17 protein-coding genes are annotated in these 13363 nt (G+C 56.0%); 10 read left to right on the plus strand and 7 right to left on the minus strand.

Translation table 11 applies throughout. The features are described from left to right. A partial coding sequence (locus MVO87_RS00160) for a ZIP family metal transporter (protein WP_297551765.1) occupies positions 1–628 on the plus strand: 628 nt, incomplete at its 5' end. On the opposite strand, the gene MVO87_RS00165 is transcribed toward MVO87_RS00160, so the two are convergent. Continuing rightward, on the minus strand, positions 597–1169 hold the full coding sequence (locus tag MVO87_RS00165) for a dephospho-CoA kinase (protein WP_297551777.1): 573 nt from the start codon (positions 1167–1169) through the stop codon (positions 597–599). The two genes, MVO87_RS00160 and MVO87_RS00165, sit on opposite strands and share 32 nt — an antisense overlap. Positions 1170–1260: 91 nt before the next feature. Between MVO87_RS00165 and MVO87_RS00170 the strand changes: the two genes are divergently transcribed. Continuing rightward, on the plus strand, positions 1261–1608 hold the full coding sequence (locus MVO87_RS00170; protein WP_297551767.1) for a hypothetical protein: 348 nt from the start codon (positions 1261–1263) through the stop codon (positions 1606–1608). Here the strand turns inward: MVO87_RS00170 and MVO87_RS00175 are convergent. Beyond that, positions 1601–3763 carry an ATP-dependent DNA helicase gene (locus tag MVO87_RS00175; protein WP_297551769.1) on the minus strand — a complete coding sequence of 721 codons (2163 nt, stop codon included), beginning with the start codon at positions 3761–3763 and terminating at the stop codon, positions 1601–1603. The genes MVO87_RS00170 and MVO87_RS00175 overlap by 8 nt on opposite strands. 109 nt (positions 3764–3872) lie before the next feature. On the opposite strand from MVO87_RS00175, the gene MVO87_RS00180 reads away from it, so the two are divergent. Continuing rightward, positions 3873–4115 carry an Lrp/AsnC family transcriptional regulator gene (locus tag MVO87_RS00180; protein ID WP_042691796.1) on the plus strand — a complete coding sequence of 81 codons (243 nt, stop codon included), beginning with the start codon at positions 3873–3875 and terminating at the stop codon, positions 4113–4115. Here the strand turns inward: MVO87_RS00180 and MVO87_RS00185 are convergent, their stop codons facing one another. Further along, positions 4116–4448, minus strand: coding sequence for a signal recognition particle protein Srp19 (locus tag MVO87_RS00185; protein WP_297515792.1), 333 nt, complete (start codon positions 4446–4448; stop codon positions 4116–4118). A gap of 57 nt (positions 4449–4505) precedes the next feature. Between MVO87_RS00185 and MVO87_RS00190 the strand changes: the two genes are divergently transcribed. Next, positions 4506–5126, plus strand: coding sequence for a DUF257 family protein (locus MVO87_RS00190; protein ID WP_297515798.1), 621 nt, complete (start codon positions 4506–4508; stop codon positions 5124–5126). Next, positions 5119–5880, plus strand: coding sequence for a tRNA (adenine-N1)-methyltransferase (locus MVO87_RS00195; RefSeq protein ID WP_297515788.1), 762 nt, complete (start codon positions 5119–5121; stop codon positions 5878–5880). The genes MVO87_RS00190 and MVO87_RS00195 overlap by 8 nt, the downstream gene beginning before the upstream one ends. On the opposite strand, the gene MVO87_RS00200 is transcribed toward MVO87_RS00195, so the two are convergent. Then, positions 5867–6085: a hypothetical protein gene (locus MVO87_RS00200; protein WP_297515786.1), complete on the minus strand. Its 219-nt coding sequence runs from the start codon at positions 6083–6085 to the stop codon at positions 5867–5869. The genes MVO87_RS00195 and MVO87_RS00200 overlap by 14 nt on opposite strands. Positions 6086–6253: 168 nt before the next feature. On the opposite strand from MVO87_RS00200, the gene MVO87_RS00205 reads away from it, so the two are divergent. Continuing rightward, the gene (locus tag MVO87_RS00205) at positions 6254–7114 is read left to right on the plus strand and encodes a sulfide/dihydroorotate dehydrogenase-like FAD/NAD-binding protein (RefSeq protein ID WP_297515783.1); all 861 of its coding nucleotides are present in this window, start codon (positions 6254–6256) and stop codon (positions 7112–7114) included. A 1-nt stretch (position 7115) separates the two neighbouring features. Further along, positions 7116–8564: an NADPH-dependent glutamate synthase gene (gene gltA / locus MVO87_RS00210; protein ID WP_297515780.1), complete on the plus strand. Its 1449-nt coding sequence runs from the start codon at positions 7116–7118 to the stop codon at positions 8562–8564. Positions 8565–8591: 27 nt separating this feature from the next. Here gltA and MVO87_RS00215 read toward each other — a convergent pair whose 3' ends face one another. Together MVO87_RS00215 and MVO87_RS00220 are read right to left on the minus strand one after the other, a co-directional pair. Further along, the gene (locus MVO87_RS00215; RefSeq protein WP_297551771.1) at positions 8592–9689 is read right to left on the minus strand and encodes an AAA family ATPase; all 1098 of its coding nucleotides are present in this window, start codon (positions 9687–9689) and stop codon (positions 8592–8594) included. 74 nt (positions 9690–9763) lie between these two features. Then, the gene (locus tag MVO87_RS00220; RefSeq protein ID WP_297512259.1) at positions 9764–10093 is read right to left on the minus strand and encodes a helix-turn-helix domain-containing protein; all 330 of its coding nucleotides are present in this window, start codon (positions 10091–10093) and stop codon (positions 9764–9766) included. Between the two features lie 91 nt (positions 10094–10184). Between MVO87_RS00220 and MVO87_RS00225 the strand changes: the two genes are divergently transcribed. From MVO87_RS00225 to MVO87_RS00235, 3 genes are read left to right on the plus strand one after another with little or no spacing between them, the layout of a single operon-like run. Beyond that, positions 10185–10994, plus strand: coding sequence for a UbiA prenyltransferase family protein (locus MVO87_RS00225; protein WP_297512269.1), 810 nt, complete (start codon positions 10185–10187; stop codon positions 10992–10994). Beyond that, a complete protein-coding gene (locus tag MVO87_RS00230; RefSeq protein WP_297551773.1) occupies positions 10991–11887 on the plus strand; it encodes a lysylphosphatidylglycerol synthase transmembrane domain-containing protein in 897 nt (298 codons plus the stop codon). The genes MVO87_RS00225 and MVO87_RS00230 overlap by 4 nt, the downstream gene beginning before the upstream one ends. Next, positions 11884–13041 (plus strand): glycosyltransferase family 4 protein, encoded by a 1158-nt coding sequence (locus MVO87_RS00235; protein WP_297551775.1) that lies wholly within the window; start codon positions 11884–11886, stop codon positions 13039–13041. Before MVO87_RS00230 ends, MVO87_RS00235 begins: the two co-directional genes overlap by 4 nt. A gap of 199 nt (positions 13042–13240) precedes the next feature. Here MVO87_RS00235 and MVO87_RS11290 read toward each other — a convergent pair. Continuing rightward, on the minus strand, positions 13241–13363 hold a 123-nt coding region (locus MVO87_RS11290), incomplete at its 5' end, for a DUF7132 family protein (RefSeq protein WP_524540259.1).

The following is a 13363-nucleotide window of genomic DNA, read 5'->3' on the forward strand; positions in this document are numbered from 1 at the left end:
CGCGGCCGGGGTTATGATTGTAGCCTCGTTCACCTCGCTCATTCTGCCGGGAATAGAGAGCGCCGGGTTTCCGCCCGTAGCCCTGGGAATAGCCCTCGGCGTCCTGCTGATTTACGCCGTTGACAGGCTTCTGCCCCACGAACACCTCGTCAGGGGCTACGAGGGTCCGAAGGGGATGAAGGAGAAGCTGAGAAAGGTCTGGCTCCTCGTTTTCGCGCTCATAATCCACAACCTGCCCGAGGGGTTGGCGGTTGGGACGTCCCTCGTCTACAACCTGGAGGTCGGCCTCGTTACGGCAATAGCGATAGGCATTCAGGACTTCCCCGAGGGAACCGTCGTCTCGCTCCCGCTCGCTGTCATACAGAAGAAGAGCCTCGGCCCTGTTCTCATCGGCGTCCTGAGCGGTTTGGCCGAGATGGTCATGGTAATCCTCGGCGCGGTCTTCTTCACTTCCTTCGCCTGGACGCTACCTTACGGCCTCGGCCTCGCCGGAGGGGCAATGCTCTACGTCACCGTCAAGGAGATGATTCCTGAGATATACAAGGGGGAGAAGAGCGAGACCCTCGTCACGCTGGGCTTCTTCGCGGGCTTCTACGTCATGCTCCTCCTCGATTCAGCCCTCGGATGATTTCCTCGACGAGGGCCTTTACCTTCTTCTCGTACTCCTCCTTCGAGCCGTCGTTTATCAGCATGTGGTCGGCCATCGCTATAACGCCACCGATTCCAAAGCGGAGCTCCTTCCAGTCCCTCTCCTCGAAATCCTCCCAGGTTTGAGGGTCGTCGTGCCTTCCTCTCGCCTTTAACCTCTCGAAGCGGAGCCTTGGTGGCGTATGGACGGCGATGATGACTATCTCCTCCCCCGGGAAGGCTCCCCTGAAGGTTCCCACCTCGTCGAGGGAACGGACGCCGTCTATGACCACGAGCGGGCTCTTCTCCAAAAGGAGCCTCACCTTCCCGACCGCGAGCTTGGCAACGGCGTTCTGACCGAGCTCCTGCCTCAACCTTATACTCACCTTGGCGACGTTCTCCTTGGTGAGCTCGAGGCCCCGCTTTACGGTCTCCTCGCGGACGATATCGCCGAGAGAAACGCTGGGAAAGCCCCTCTTCTCGAATTCCTCCACAATCCTGCTCTTACCTGAACCGGGCATTCCAGTGACTATTACTATCATTGAGCCCACCCCGAGTAGCTCGGGAAGGATTTAAAAAGGTTGAGTCCTGTTAGGGTGGCAAAACTTTTTAAGATTCAGTCTGAAAACCATTATGGTGGGAAAGATGAACGTAAACTGGTTTATTATCGGTCTAATAGTAACGTTCTTTGTCAATATACCGTTCGGCTTCTGGAGAGCCCATGCCAAGAGGACGGGAAACAGGCTGGAGTGGGCTTTGGCTGTTCACCTTCCTGTCCCGCTGGTCGTGGTGCTGAGGCACTTGGCGGGGCTCAGCTGGAACTCCAGCGGGGCACCGCTGATACTCGTCTTTGTTCTTGCCTACTTCCTCGGGCAGAGAACGGGCGGAAAGCTCTATCAGAGGGCCCACGAGAGCGGTTTGAACCCGGGCAGAAACGTTTTCGTCCTCTGGAGTGGAAGGGGAGAGGGAGAGGCTATCTGAGGAAGTCCTCAAGGGTTCCCTTTCGCTTTGGCTTTTCTTCCGTTACCCTCTTCTCGATTCCAAGGTGGCGGTAGATTCCGTCGAGGATTTTCGCACCTATTCCCTCGACCGCCAAAAGCTCCGCAGGTTTTGCGTTCGCTATGTCCACAACGCTTCTAAAGCCTGCGTTGTAAAGGGCTCTCGCCCTCTTCCTTCCGATGTTCGGCAACCTGACGAGTTCGAGGAGCTCTTCTCTAACCCCGTGCCTCAGGCGAAGGTGCAGGTCGCGGAGGTAGTTCAGGATTTCCTCCTTCGGCTCGAAGAGCTTGTAGAGCTCGATGAGCGAGTACATGAGCCAGTCGGCAAGCTCAAGGAGCCTGTAGAGGTCGCCGGGGTCTATCGAGTAGGTCTCGTAAATCCTCGCCTCGGGAACCTCGTTAATCCAGTCGAGGAGAACCTTGGCAGTCTTCACCTGACCGAGGAAGCCCTGGAAGCGCGAGTCTTCGTAGTAGGGTATGCTCGCGTAGAGCTTGTCCTCAAGCTCGTAGGCCAGGTCGAGGTAGTCCTCCATCTCGCGCCTTCTGGCCGTTAAAGTCGCCATGTCGGGGGTTGAGGCTATGAGCTGAAAGATTCCGAAGGGGTTTGGGTTCCGTTCGATTGCAGGAAAGGCGTCCTTGAACTTCTTGGCCGTGAGAGGGTCTATGTAGAGCTGAGAAGTTCTCTTGCCGAAAGGCAACGGCATAAACCTGTCCTCAAGGTCCAGGTCAATGAACTCGTTCTCTATGAGGAAGTAAACCACCTCTTTCGCCTTGTACTCGAGCGAGCTCAGGTCCTTCCTCTGGTGGGCATAGAAAGTCCTCTCAAGGAAGCGCACGAGCTCGGGGAAGCTCCTGATTCCGAAGTTGGTAATTAAAGCTAAGACCTGACTCCTGAAGGCCTGCTCGTTGGCGAGCATCGAGAAGAGCTTCTCGGGCTTCCCACGGATGTAGCGCTCCATCAGCTTGCCGGGCTCGTCTGTTCTGGCAACTATTATGGCCTCGCCGTATTTGTCGTACCTCGGCCTTCCAGCGCGACCCATCATCTGCTGGATTTCCAGAACGGGAATGTCGGTCCAGCCGAAGCCCGCGTAGCGCTTGGTGTCGCGGATTATTACTCTGAATGAAGGTAAATTCACCCCAGCCGAGAGGGTCGGCGTCGCTGTGATTACCTTAATTAGACCCTCGCGAAAGGCGTCCTCTATCAGGGTTCTCTCAACCCTGCTCAGCCCTGCATGATGGAAGGCAACGCCGCCCCTGAGGGCCTTCTTTAACTTCTCGCTCGTGGGGTTGTCCTCAAGCTGACTGGCGAGACTTTCTAAGGCCCGCTTTTCAGGCTTGGTAAGATGACTTGAGACCAGCTTCGAGAGCGCCAAAGCCTCTTTCTCAGCCGAGCGCCTCGTGTTGACGAATACGAGCGCACCCTTGCCCCTCTTTACGGCATCGGTAACGAGGGAGTACCAGTTCTCGGGATAGCTCTCAACCTTCCCGTCCTCCCAGATTAGCGTTCCGAGGTGGAAAACTCCCCGCCTCAGCTGAACTGGTCTCCAATCGCTGACGACGAGGGAAGCGTCGAGCCACTCAGCCAGCTCCTCCGCGTTGCCGACGGTGGCGCTCAAGGCCAATATCTGGGCCCTGCCGAGCATGTGCGTCAGAATCATCTCGAGCGTCGCTCCCCTGTCGTAGGAGCCTATTAGGTGAACCTCGTCGGCAACCACGAGCTTAACGTCGTCAATCCACCTCGCGCCGTGCCTGAGAAGGGAGTCGAACTTCTCGGCGGTGGCGACTATTATGTCGTACCGCCCAAGCCAGTCGTCGGTTGAGTCGTAGTCTCCTGTGGTTGCCGCGACCTTCAGGCCCAGCTTCTCCCACTCCTTGAACTCGCGGTACTTCTCCTCGGCGAGGGCCTTGAGGGGGACGAGGTAGACGGCTTTGCCCCCCTCGCGGAGGAGCTTGTTCACCATGACTATCTCGCTCACCAGCGTCTTTCCGCTCGCCGTTGGGATTGCCAGAACGAGGTTTCTGCCCTCTAAGGCACCGCTCTTCAATGCTTCCGCCTGCGGTGGGTAGAGCTCCTCTATGCCCCTCTCCTTGAGGACTGCCTTAAGCCTCTCGTCAACGGGAAGTTCATCAACCCTCATTTCGACCGCAACCCCTATTGACGGAGCGGTTAAATAGGTTTGGGCTACGAAAAGCTTAAATGAGAGGGGCTCCAACTAAAGAGCGAAGAAAATTTCGGCGGTGATGCCAATGGTTAGGTCGTATGTTTTGTTGACTGTAGAAATTGGAAAAGTTGAGAGCGTTATCGAGGCCCTCAAGCAGATACCGGGCGTTACCAAGGCCGACGCCGTCACCGGTCCCTACGACGCCATCGTCCACATCGAGGCAAAGGACCTCGGCGAGCTGACGAGGAGAATCCTCCACGACATCCACAACATCGACGGCGTTATAGACACCACTACCGCCATCGTCGTCGAGATGGAGGAGGAGTGATTACCTTCTCTTCCTCTTAGCCTTGCCCTTCTTGGACTTTGCCCTCGAACGGAGTTCTCTAATCTTCTCCGCAATCATTTTGAGGCTCTTCCCCTTTCCGTATGGACTTTCAATTCTCAGAAAGCCGTAAGTTCTGAGCTCCTCGTCGAGACCCGAAAGACGGGGGTTGAACTTGCTGTGGTCCTTTTCAATGACCTTCATCCCGAGAATTAGAGCGGCGTCCTCTATCTCGGAAAGCTTTGGAGCGTCAACCGCGACGTTCTTGGGGACGGTTCTCCCGTACTTCCTGCTGAGTCTCGCGTCGAGCTCGCTCGGCCACACCGCGAACTTCATCTTCCCACCCGGCAAGATTTAAAAGACCGGCCGTTAAAAACCCTTTTGGTGAAGGTCATGGCCATCAAAAACCTTGAGAAAGACGTGCTCAGCTTCATGACCCCCGGAGACGTTGTTTTAATCGAGTACCAGTCGCGAGAACCCATAGAGAACCTTGCGTGGGGCGAGCTGTTACCCGCCATAAACGCAGGCGGAGTGGTTGTGGTTGACTTCTTTGGAATGGGCGAGATTCTTCTCAGGAAGTTCATGAGGAGGGGAGATGTTGATTACTCCAGCGTTCTGGAGCTCCTCAAAGACCTAAAGGTCGTGAGGGTCGGGCCGGGAACGGTGACCTACGGCGAAATCCTTGAGGACGTTGTGCCGAGCTACGACCCCCACACGTTCCTGAGGAGCTACCACTCCATCATGAGCAAGATATCACGGCTTCCCCAGAAGCCGAAGTACATGGTGACCTTCGGACTCGGCCACTACATCCACTTCAACCCCGAGAACGCCATCAAGTCGATACTCACGGCGGTGAGCACGATTCCAGCGGAGGACCTTGTCATAATCAACTTCGTGAACGCCGACGTCATAAAGCGCGCCCACCTCGCGATACTCGAGGAACTCAGCACGGCAATAGTGGAGGTCTCCGGAGGGGAGTTCAAAGTCTACAAGGACGGTGGGATTGGTGATTGAGGAGGGAAGCAGGGTTCTTCTCGTCGATAAGAGGGGAAAGCGCTACCTCGTGAAGGTTGAGGACAGGGAGTTCCACACCGACCTCGGAATCCTCAGGCTGGGTGAGCTCATAGGGAAGCCCTACGGGAGCAGGATAGAGAGCCACAGGGGAGAGACATTCGTGGCGCTCAGGCCGGACATCAACGACATAATAGCGAAGATGAAACGGGGGCCCCAGATAGTCCACCCCAAAGACGCGGGCATAATCATAGCCTACGCCGGCATTTCACCCGGCGACACCGTCATAGAGGCCGGAGCCGGGAGCGGGGCTTTAACGATATTCCTCGCCAACGCCGTCGGGCCGGAGGGCAGGGTTATAAGCTACGAGGTCAGGAGGGACTTCTACGAGATAGCGAAGAGGAACATCGAGCTCGCCGGCTTCTCGGACAGGGTTGTTCTGAAGAACAGGAGCATCTACGACGGAATAGAAGAGGAGACCGCCGACCACATCGTCTTAGATTTACCGCAACCGGAGAACGTCCTTCCGCACGCGGTTGACGTTTTAAGGCCGGGTGGATACTTTGTGGCCTACACACCCTGCATGAACCAGGTTCACCGCTTCTTCAGGGCGCTGGAGGAGTATAGAGAGCACTTCATGAGGCCGAGGGTCGTTGAAGTCCTCGTCAGAGAACAGGAGGTAAAGAGGGACTGCATGAGACCAAAAACAACGATGCTGGCCCACACAGGTTACATAACATTCCTCAGGAAGCTGTGAGCTCTTCTCCTTTCTCTTCCTCGAACGTGAAGTAGGCCGTTAGCCAGCCAAGTGCTATTACCGCGAGGGATTTAAGTAGGGGATTGCTCCCGAGGAGTTCCCTGACGAAGGGCACTGCTCCATAGAGGAGGGGCAGAAACATTCCCAGGGCCGCCACGACTACCGCGACGTGGTACACAACCCGCGTCCACTCCATTTTCGGCACCGTTCTCACCTCGGTGTCCCGCCTAAAAAGTGTTTCCTTCAGGTTTCAAAGTTGTCCATCGAAATCCATTCGGAGTTCTTAACTAAAGGTTGAGGACACGTTTATAAACACTAAAGATTTTGAACCTTTAGATGTCCAACTTTGGGCTCATGCACGGAGGTGTTCATCGTGTACCGGATACTCGAGAAGAAGGAGCTGGCTCCGAAGCACATCATGTACAGGATAGAGGCTCCACACGTGGCCAGAAAGGTTCAGCCGGGTCAGTTCGTCATCGTAAGGGCCTTTCCAAACGGTGAAAGGATACCTCTCACTCCTGTGATGTGGGACCGCGAGGAGGGATGGATAGTCCTGATAACCTTCGTCCGCGGAAAGACCACGATGAGGATGGCCAACGAGCTCAAGCCGGGAGATTCAATCCTCAACGTTGCCGGTCCCCTCGGGAACCCCGCGCCAATAGAGAAGTTCGGCAGGGTTCTAGCCGTTGGTCTCAGCGCCGGAATAGTGGAAGTTTTCCCAATAGCTAAAGCGCTTCAGAAAGCTGGAAACGACGTTACAACCCTTCACGTGGCCCCCGCACCGATGGCAATCCTCAAGGATGAGTTCACGGAGAGCGTTTCGAGGCATATATTTGAAGGCTTTGAAATCCAGGAAGGCTGGGGAACGAAGGAGATAGTTGCGGAAATAGCGAAGAGGGGAGCCGAAAAGGTAAAGGAGCTCCTCTCCGAGGAGGACTTTGACTTCGTGCTCACCGTTGGCCCCGCAGGCGCCCAGAAAGCGGTCTTCAACGTCGTGAAGGAGTTCGGAATCCCGATGCACGCAGACTTGCACCCGATTATGGTGGACGGAACCGGCATGTGCGGTGCCTGCCGTGTTATGGTCGGCGGAGAGGTCAAGTTCGCCTGCATTGACGGGCCTGGCTTCGACGCCTACAAGGTCGACTGGGACGAGCTGATTCACAGGGTCGGCTTCTACACCGATTTGGAGAGGAGGGCCCTTGAGGAGTACCTCAAGTCCCTGAGGGGTGAGTGAAATGGCCGTTAGGAGAAAGCTCATCAAGGAACGCGTTCCCACGCCCGAGAGGCCCGCCGAGGAGAGGATTCACGACTTTAAGGAAGTTAACCTCGGTTACACCTTCGAGCTTGCCGTTAAGGAGGCCGAGCGCTGTTTGCAGTGTCCTGCCAACTACGCCCCCTGTATAAAGGGCTGTCCAGTCCACATCAACATCCCCGGCTTCATCGGAAAGCTCGTCGAGTACCGCGACGACCCGGACAAAGCTGTAAAGGAGGCCCTCAAGGTCATCTGGGCCTGCAACTCCCTGCCCGCAACCACCGGTCGCGTCTGCCCGCAGGAGGACCAGTGTGAGATGAACTGTGTCATGGGCAAAGTCGGCGACAAGATAAACATCGGCAAGCTCGAAAGGTTCGTTGCAGACTACGCGCGCGAGAAGGGCATAGACGAGGAGCTCCTCTTCGAGATGGTGCCGAAAATAGAGAAGAAGGGCCAGAAGGTGGCTATCATCGGAGCTGGACCCGCTGGACTTACCGCCGCTGGAGAGCTGGCAAAGCTCGGCTACGACGTTACCATCTACGAGGCCCTTCACGAGCCCGGAGGAGTCCTGATGTACGGAATTCCAGAGTTCAGGTTACCGAAGAGCATTGTAGAGAGCGAGATTGACAAGCTCAGGAAGCTCGGCGTCAAAATCCTCACCGACCACATCGTCGGAAAGACCGTGACCATAGAGGAGCTCCTTGAAGAGTACGACGCCGTCTTCATAGGTTCAGGCGCCGGAACCCCGAGGCTCATCAACGCTCCCGGAATAAACCTCAACGGAATCTACACGGCGAACGAGTTCCTAACCAGAGTTAACCTCATGAAGGCATACCTGTTCCCGGAGTACGACACTCCAGTCAAGGTCGGCAAGAAGGTAATAGTCATCGGAGCCGGAAACACGGCAATGGACGCCGCGAGGAGCGCGAGGCGTTTCGGTGCCGAGGTCATCATCGCGTACAGGCGCGGTGAAGAGGACGTTTCCGCGAGGATTGAGGAGGTCGAACACGCCAAGGAGGAGGGCATAAAGTTCGAGTACTTCATCAACCCTGTGGAGTTCATCGGCGACGAGAACGGCAACGTGAAAGCGGTCAAGTTCGAGAAGATGAAGCCCCTCGACGAGAGGGACAAGCGCGGAAAGAGGAAGATAGTCGGGACTGGAGAGTACGTGACAATCGAGGCCGACACCGTCATCATCGCAATCGGCAAGCACCCCAACAGGCTCATCATCAACACGCCCGGTCTGAAGGTCGAGCGCGGAAGGATTGTCGTTGACGAGAACATGATGACGAGCATTCCTGGGGTATTCGCTGGTGGAGACGCGATAAGGGGCGAGGCAACGGTTATCCTCGCTATGGGCGACGGAAGGAGGGCCGCAAAGGCCATCCACGAGTACCTCACGAAGAAGAGGGAAGGAAAGGAGAACGCGTGAGGGTTTCTTCTCTCCCTGTTTTTCTTGTTACTTGAACACTGCCTCAAGCACCGGGTCGGGGATTTTGTAATGGACGTTCCGACCGTCCCTGACCTTCTGGAGGAAAGAGGAATCAACAAGCGCCTTCAAGAGCCTTGCCAGCACGCTGTCGGCTATGCTTTTGCCTTCCTTCCGTTCGAGGTGCTCCTTTATCCCTTCCCACGTGTTCCTTCCGCTCGCGACGGCACGCATTATTTCAAGGTAGCGTTTCCTCGCCAAAGGCCTCTTTGAGAGGAAGTTCTCGAACTCCTCCAGCGCGAGTCTCCTGGCCTCTTCAAAGACCTCCTCAATGACTTCTTCAGAGGGGCCCTTCTCAAGAACCCTCCTGCCAAAGAGAACGAGCCAACCTACGATGCCGTCGAGCCTCTCCACCGCGGTCTCGATTAGCTCTTCTGGAGGGGAAAGTCCAACCTGCTCGAACCCCTTAATCAGAAAGTCCCTGCTCTGCTCCCGCGTGAACCTTGGGAGTGTAACCTCGTGGAAGTACCTGCCGTAGAGAGGCACCCGGGGGTCGTCAACGCCGAGGTAGTCGTGGAGCAGGCCAACTTCAGAGCCCGTCATGACTATTCTCAGGTTCGAGTAGTCGTAGAGGTGAGCGATTAGGCCCGCGAACTCGCTCCCGACGGGGCCCCTCAAATACTGCACCTCATCGAAGGCCAGAACGACGTCGTGCTTTTCGAGCTCCCTGAACAGGGCCATCAAGTCAGTCTTCTCCTCGCGCCAGGAGAGGTTGACGCCGAAGCTCAGAACTCGAAGGCCTGTTATGGCCCTTAGGTTTTCCTTGAGTTCCTCCCAGAGGTCGCGGTTCTCGCGGAAGAAAAGGTTTAGGGAGCTCTCTATCCGCTTGTAGACGTCCATTCTGGAGTTCGGGTTCACCCCCCTGAAGTCCACTAGGACGTAGGGAAGGTCGAGTTCGTTCAGCCCCACGAGGAGGAGGGAAGTCTTCCCCAACCTTCTGATTCCCGTGATGACCGTGAGGGGGTTGTTCGAACGGAGGGAGTTTTCAAAATCGCTCAGCTCCTTCTCACGGTCATACAAATCCTCGCGCTTTCTCTTGGGTCGGATATCGAAGTACGTAACTACCACCCCAGTAGTTAACTACCGGGGCAGAAGTTATAAGGGTTTTGACGGTCCAAAGCTCGGCAGGAGTGTATAGGAATTCAGCCCTTCAGCTTCGTCTCGCCCTCCTTTTCTATGGCCTTCAGCGTGGACTCCAGCCTGCTGAAGAGCGCCTGGAGGGCCTCCCTGGGGGCCTTGGCGTAGTAAACGTAGCCCAGCCAGCCCCTGTTCACGAGGGTTCTCTCGACGAGGCCCAGCTCGAGGAGGTGCTTCAGCTTTTCCCTGACGATTCTCTCGGACAAGCCGAGGGTTTTCGCAATCTGCCTCGGCGTCAGCGACTCCCGCTGAAGGAGGGAGTAGATTTTTATCTCAGACTCACCGAGTTCAAAGGCCTTCAGGCTTTTCGAGAGGGCACGGAGCACATCCTCCATCGGCAATCCCCTGAAGATTTTTCTTCATACCCATTCACTAGTTCGTGGAAAGGTTTATAACACTTTCTTCAAAGGATGAGCGGTGATAACGATGACATCGATTTCAGCCGTTGTCAGAAACCTCCGGCCACTGGAGGGAAGGGCATACATAGCACTGATTGGGTTCGCCCTTCTGATGAACTGGAACAATACCGAAATAGAAAAGTTAACTACGGCCTTTTTGGCTGGAGTCCTCTTCGTGTGGTACGCTTTCTCAATAAACAACTGCTTCGACGTTGATACGGATTCCAAAAATCCAGTGAAGGTTAAGAAGAACCCCATAGCCTCCGGAGAACTGTCGTTTAGAGAAGGGCTGGCGATATCTGCTCTGCTCGCGGTGACGGGGCTCGGGCTTGCACTGACCACAAATGGAACTGCGTTTGCGGTTTACGTTGCAATGCTACTCCTAGCTACTCTCTATTCGGCCCCACCAAGGCTTAAAGCGAGGCCCATAGTTGACGTGCTGTCCCACGGGCTGTTCTTCGGGGGCCTGCCCTTCATCTACGGAGCGCTCATCGATGGAAGCCTTTCAGAGGCGGAAATCCTGATAGCCACAGGGATAACCCTCTACTCCTTCGCCCTCGAGCTGAGGAATCACCTCTCGGACTACGAGAGCGACCTAAGGGCTGGACTCAGGACAACCCCGATAGTCATTGGGAAAGGGAGGAGCGAGCTCCTCGTGGAGGTTTTCTCAGTCCTCGCCATCGCGGTAACTCTGTACACCCTCAAGCCCCACCTGATAATCGCCTCCTCCCTGATGTTCGCGGGGCGCGGGCTGGGGGTTGAGAAGAGAACCGTCTACCGCATCTTCGACGTGGCGATGGTCGGGGCAGTTTTAGCGGCTGGAGGGACGGCGTTATGAAGAAAAGAACCTTTCTTTCAATCCTCGCCCTCTTGTTCTCGGTAGGCTACATTGCCCATACAATAGAGGTGGAGGAACTGGGGGAGGCAATCTCGACGGCCGACCCGAGGTTTCTCCTCCTGGCTTTTGGGATGGCGTTTTCGGCTATACTTGTCTCAACTCTGAGGTGGTACATCGTCCTCAGAAAGCTCCAGAAGACGAGCTTCAGGAAAACCTTTACCGCAATTCTGAGCGGTTTCTACATGATGGCCTTCCTCCCCCCGAGTGTGGGGCACGTTGCCAAGGTGAAGCTCGTCGGAGGGGACTACTTCAAAGCATTGTCCGCCCTCGCCTTCGGGATTTCCCTGGAGGTTCTAATCATCGCCGGTATCTCCCTCCTCGTATTCGGCGCCACTAAGTGGGGTATCTTTCTGCTTGGGGTTCTCTTCCTAATCCTGTTCTACGATAGAGGGGCTTATACGCTCCTCAATAGAGGGATTGCCCTAATCCAAAGGCTCAGCCCCAAGCTCGCCGAACGGCTTGGAAACTACCTTGAGAGGACGTATTCGGGGTGGAGGTCCTCAAGGAGAGACTCGACGACCTTCACGCTGTCGCTTCTCCTCTCTGTGCTCGCGGTGCTCCTGCAGGTTGCTGGAATAATCGCCGTTGGAAGGGCCTTCGGACTTCCTGTTGGCCTGCTGGATGCATTCAAGGCTTTCATACTCAGCACCCTTTTCGCGAGCCTGAGCGGTATCCCCTCGGGAATCGGGGCAAACGAGCTCGGTATAACTCTCGCCCTCGGCTCGTCAACGAAGAGCACCCTCGTTGCCTTCACATACAAGTTCATCTACCAGTACCTCTGGTCGCTTGTCGGAGCGGTCGAGTTCTACAGGGCGGTGGGGGGTCGGTCATGAGGATAGCGCTCGTGAGCGACTGGTACTACCCGAAGGTCGGTGGCGTTGCGAGCCACATGCACCACCTTGCGATACACCTGAGGGAGAGGGGCCACGAGGTCGCAATCGTGACGAACGACCTCGAAACCGGGAAGGAGGAAGAGCTTGAGAAGCTGGGCATCGAGCTGAGAAAGATTCCAGGGACGGTGAGCCCAATCCTGGGCATAAACCTCACCTACGGCCTCAAATCCAACAGGGAGCTCGGCGAGTACCTGAAAGATTTCGACGTGATTCACTCCCACCACGCCTTCACGCCACTGTCCCTCAAGGCCGCGAAAGCCGGCAGAAACCTCGGGAAGGCAACTCTAATGACGACGCACAGCATATCACTCTCCCACGAGTCCTCGCTCTGGAAGGCCCTCGGGCTGACGTTCCCCCTCTTCAGCCACTACCTGGGCTTTCCCCACAGGATAATAGCCGTCAGCAAGGCGGCAAAAGCGTTCATAGAGCACTTCACGGACTCCCCCGTCGAGATAATCCCGAACGGTGTTGACGACGAGCTCTTCAGGCCCATTAGCGAGGGGGAGAAGGAAAAAGTCAAGGAGGAGCTCGGCATCGAGGGGCGCGTTGTCCTCTACGTCAGCAGGATGTCACCGAGGAAGGGGCCTCACGTTCTCCTAAACGCCTTTCAGAGGATTGCGAGGGAGTTCGATGACGTCGTTCTCGTGATGGTCGGCTCGGGCGAGATGCTCCCCCTGCTCAAGGCCCAGGCGAAGTTCCTTGGAATAAGTGAGAGGGTTCGTTTCATGGGCTACGTCCCCAACGAGCTCCTGCCTAAGCTGTACGCGTCGGCTGATGTCTTCGTGCTCCCTTCCATAACGGCTGAAGCCTTTGGAATAGTGGTCCTTGAGGCGATGGCCTCGGGAGTTCCGGTGGTGGCGACGACTGTTGGTGGGATTCCCGAGGTGGTTGAAAGGAGCGGAAGCGGTCTTTTAGTGCCCCCAGGGGATGAACTCGCACTCGGGCAGGCCGTAAGCAGAATTTTGGCGGACGAAGATTTTGCAAGGGAGCTCAGGGAAGCGGGGAGAAGGGCTGTCGAGGCAGAATACTCCTGGAAGGTCGTGGCTGGCAAGATTGAGAGGGCCTACGAGGAAGTCCTGCTCTCCCTCGGCTGAGCTACCTTTTTTAAGGGACGTTTCCAGGGAGAGACGGCGATGACGAACCTCACGGTAGCTGAAACGTGATGAGGGGTATACTGACTGAGCCGTTAGGCTTTTATCTTCCCTTTCTTGAAGAGAAGCGAGCGATGACGACCTCTAGGGTATCTGAGTCCGTGACTTACACGGCAAAAATGATGAGAACCAAGGGCCGAGCTCACTCCTCTTCAAGCTCCTCAATTTCCTCAAGGATTTCCTCGAACTTCTTGAAGTCCTCGGTTTGGGCGAGAAGCGTTATGAAGTCATCTATCTCCTGCTTTTCTAAAAACGCCCCGGCGAG

The sequence above is a fragment of the Thermococcus sp. genome (genome assembly GCF_027063845.1).
Lineage (GTDB): Archaea > Methanobacteriota_B > Thermococci > Thermococcales > Thermococcaceae > Thermococcus.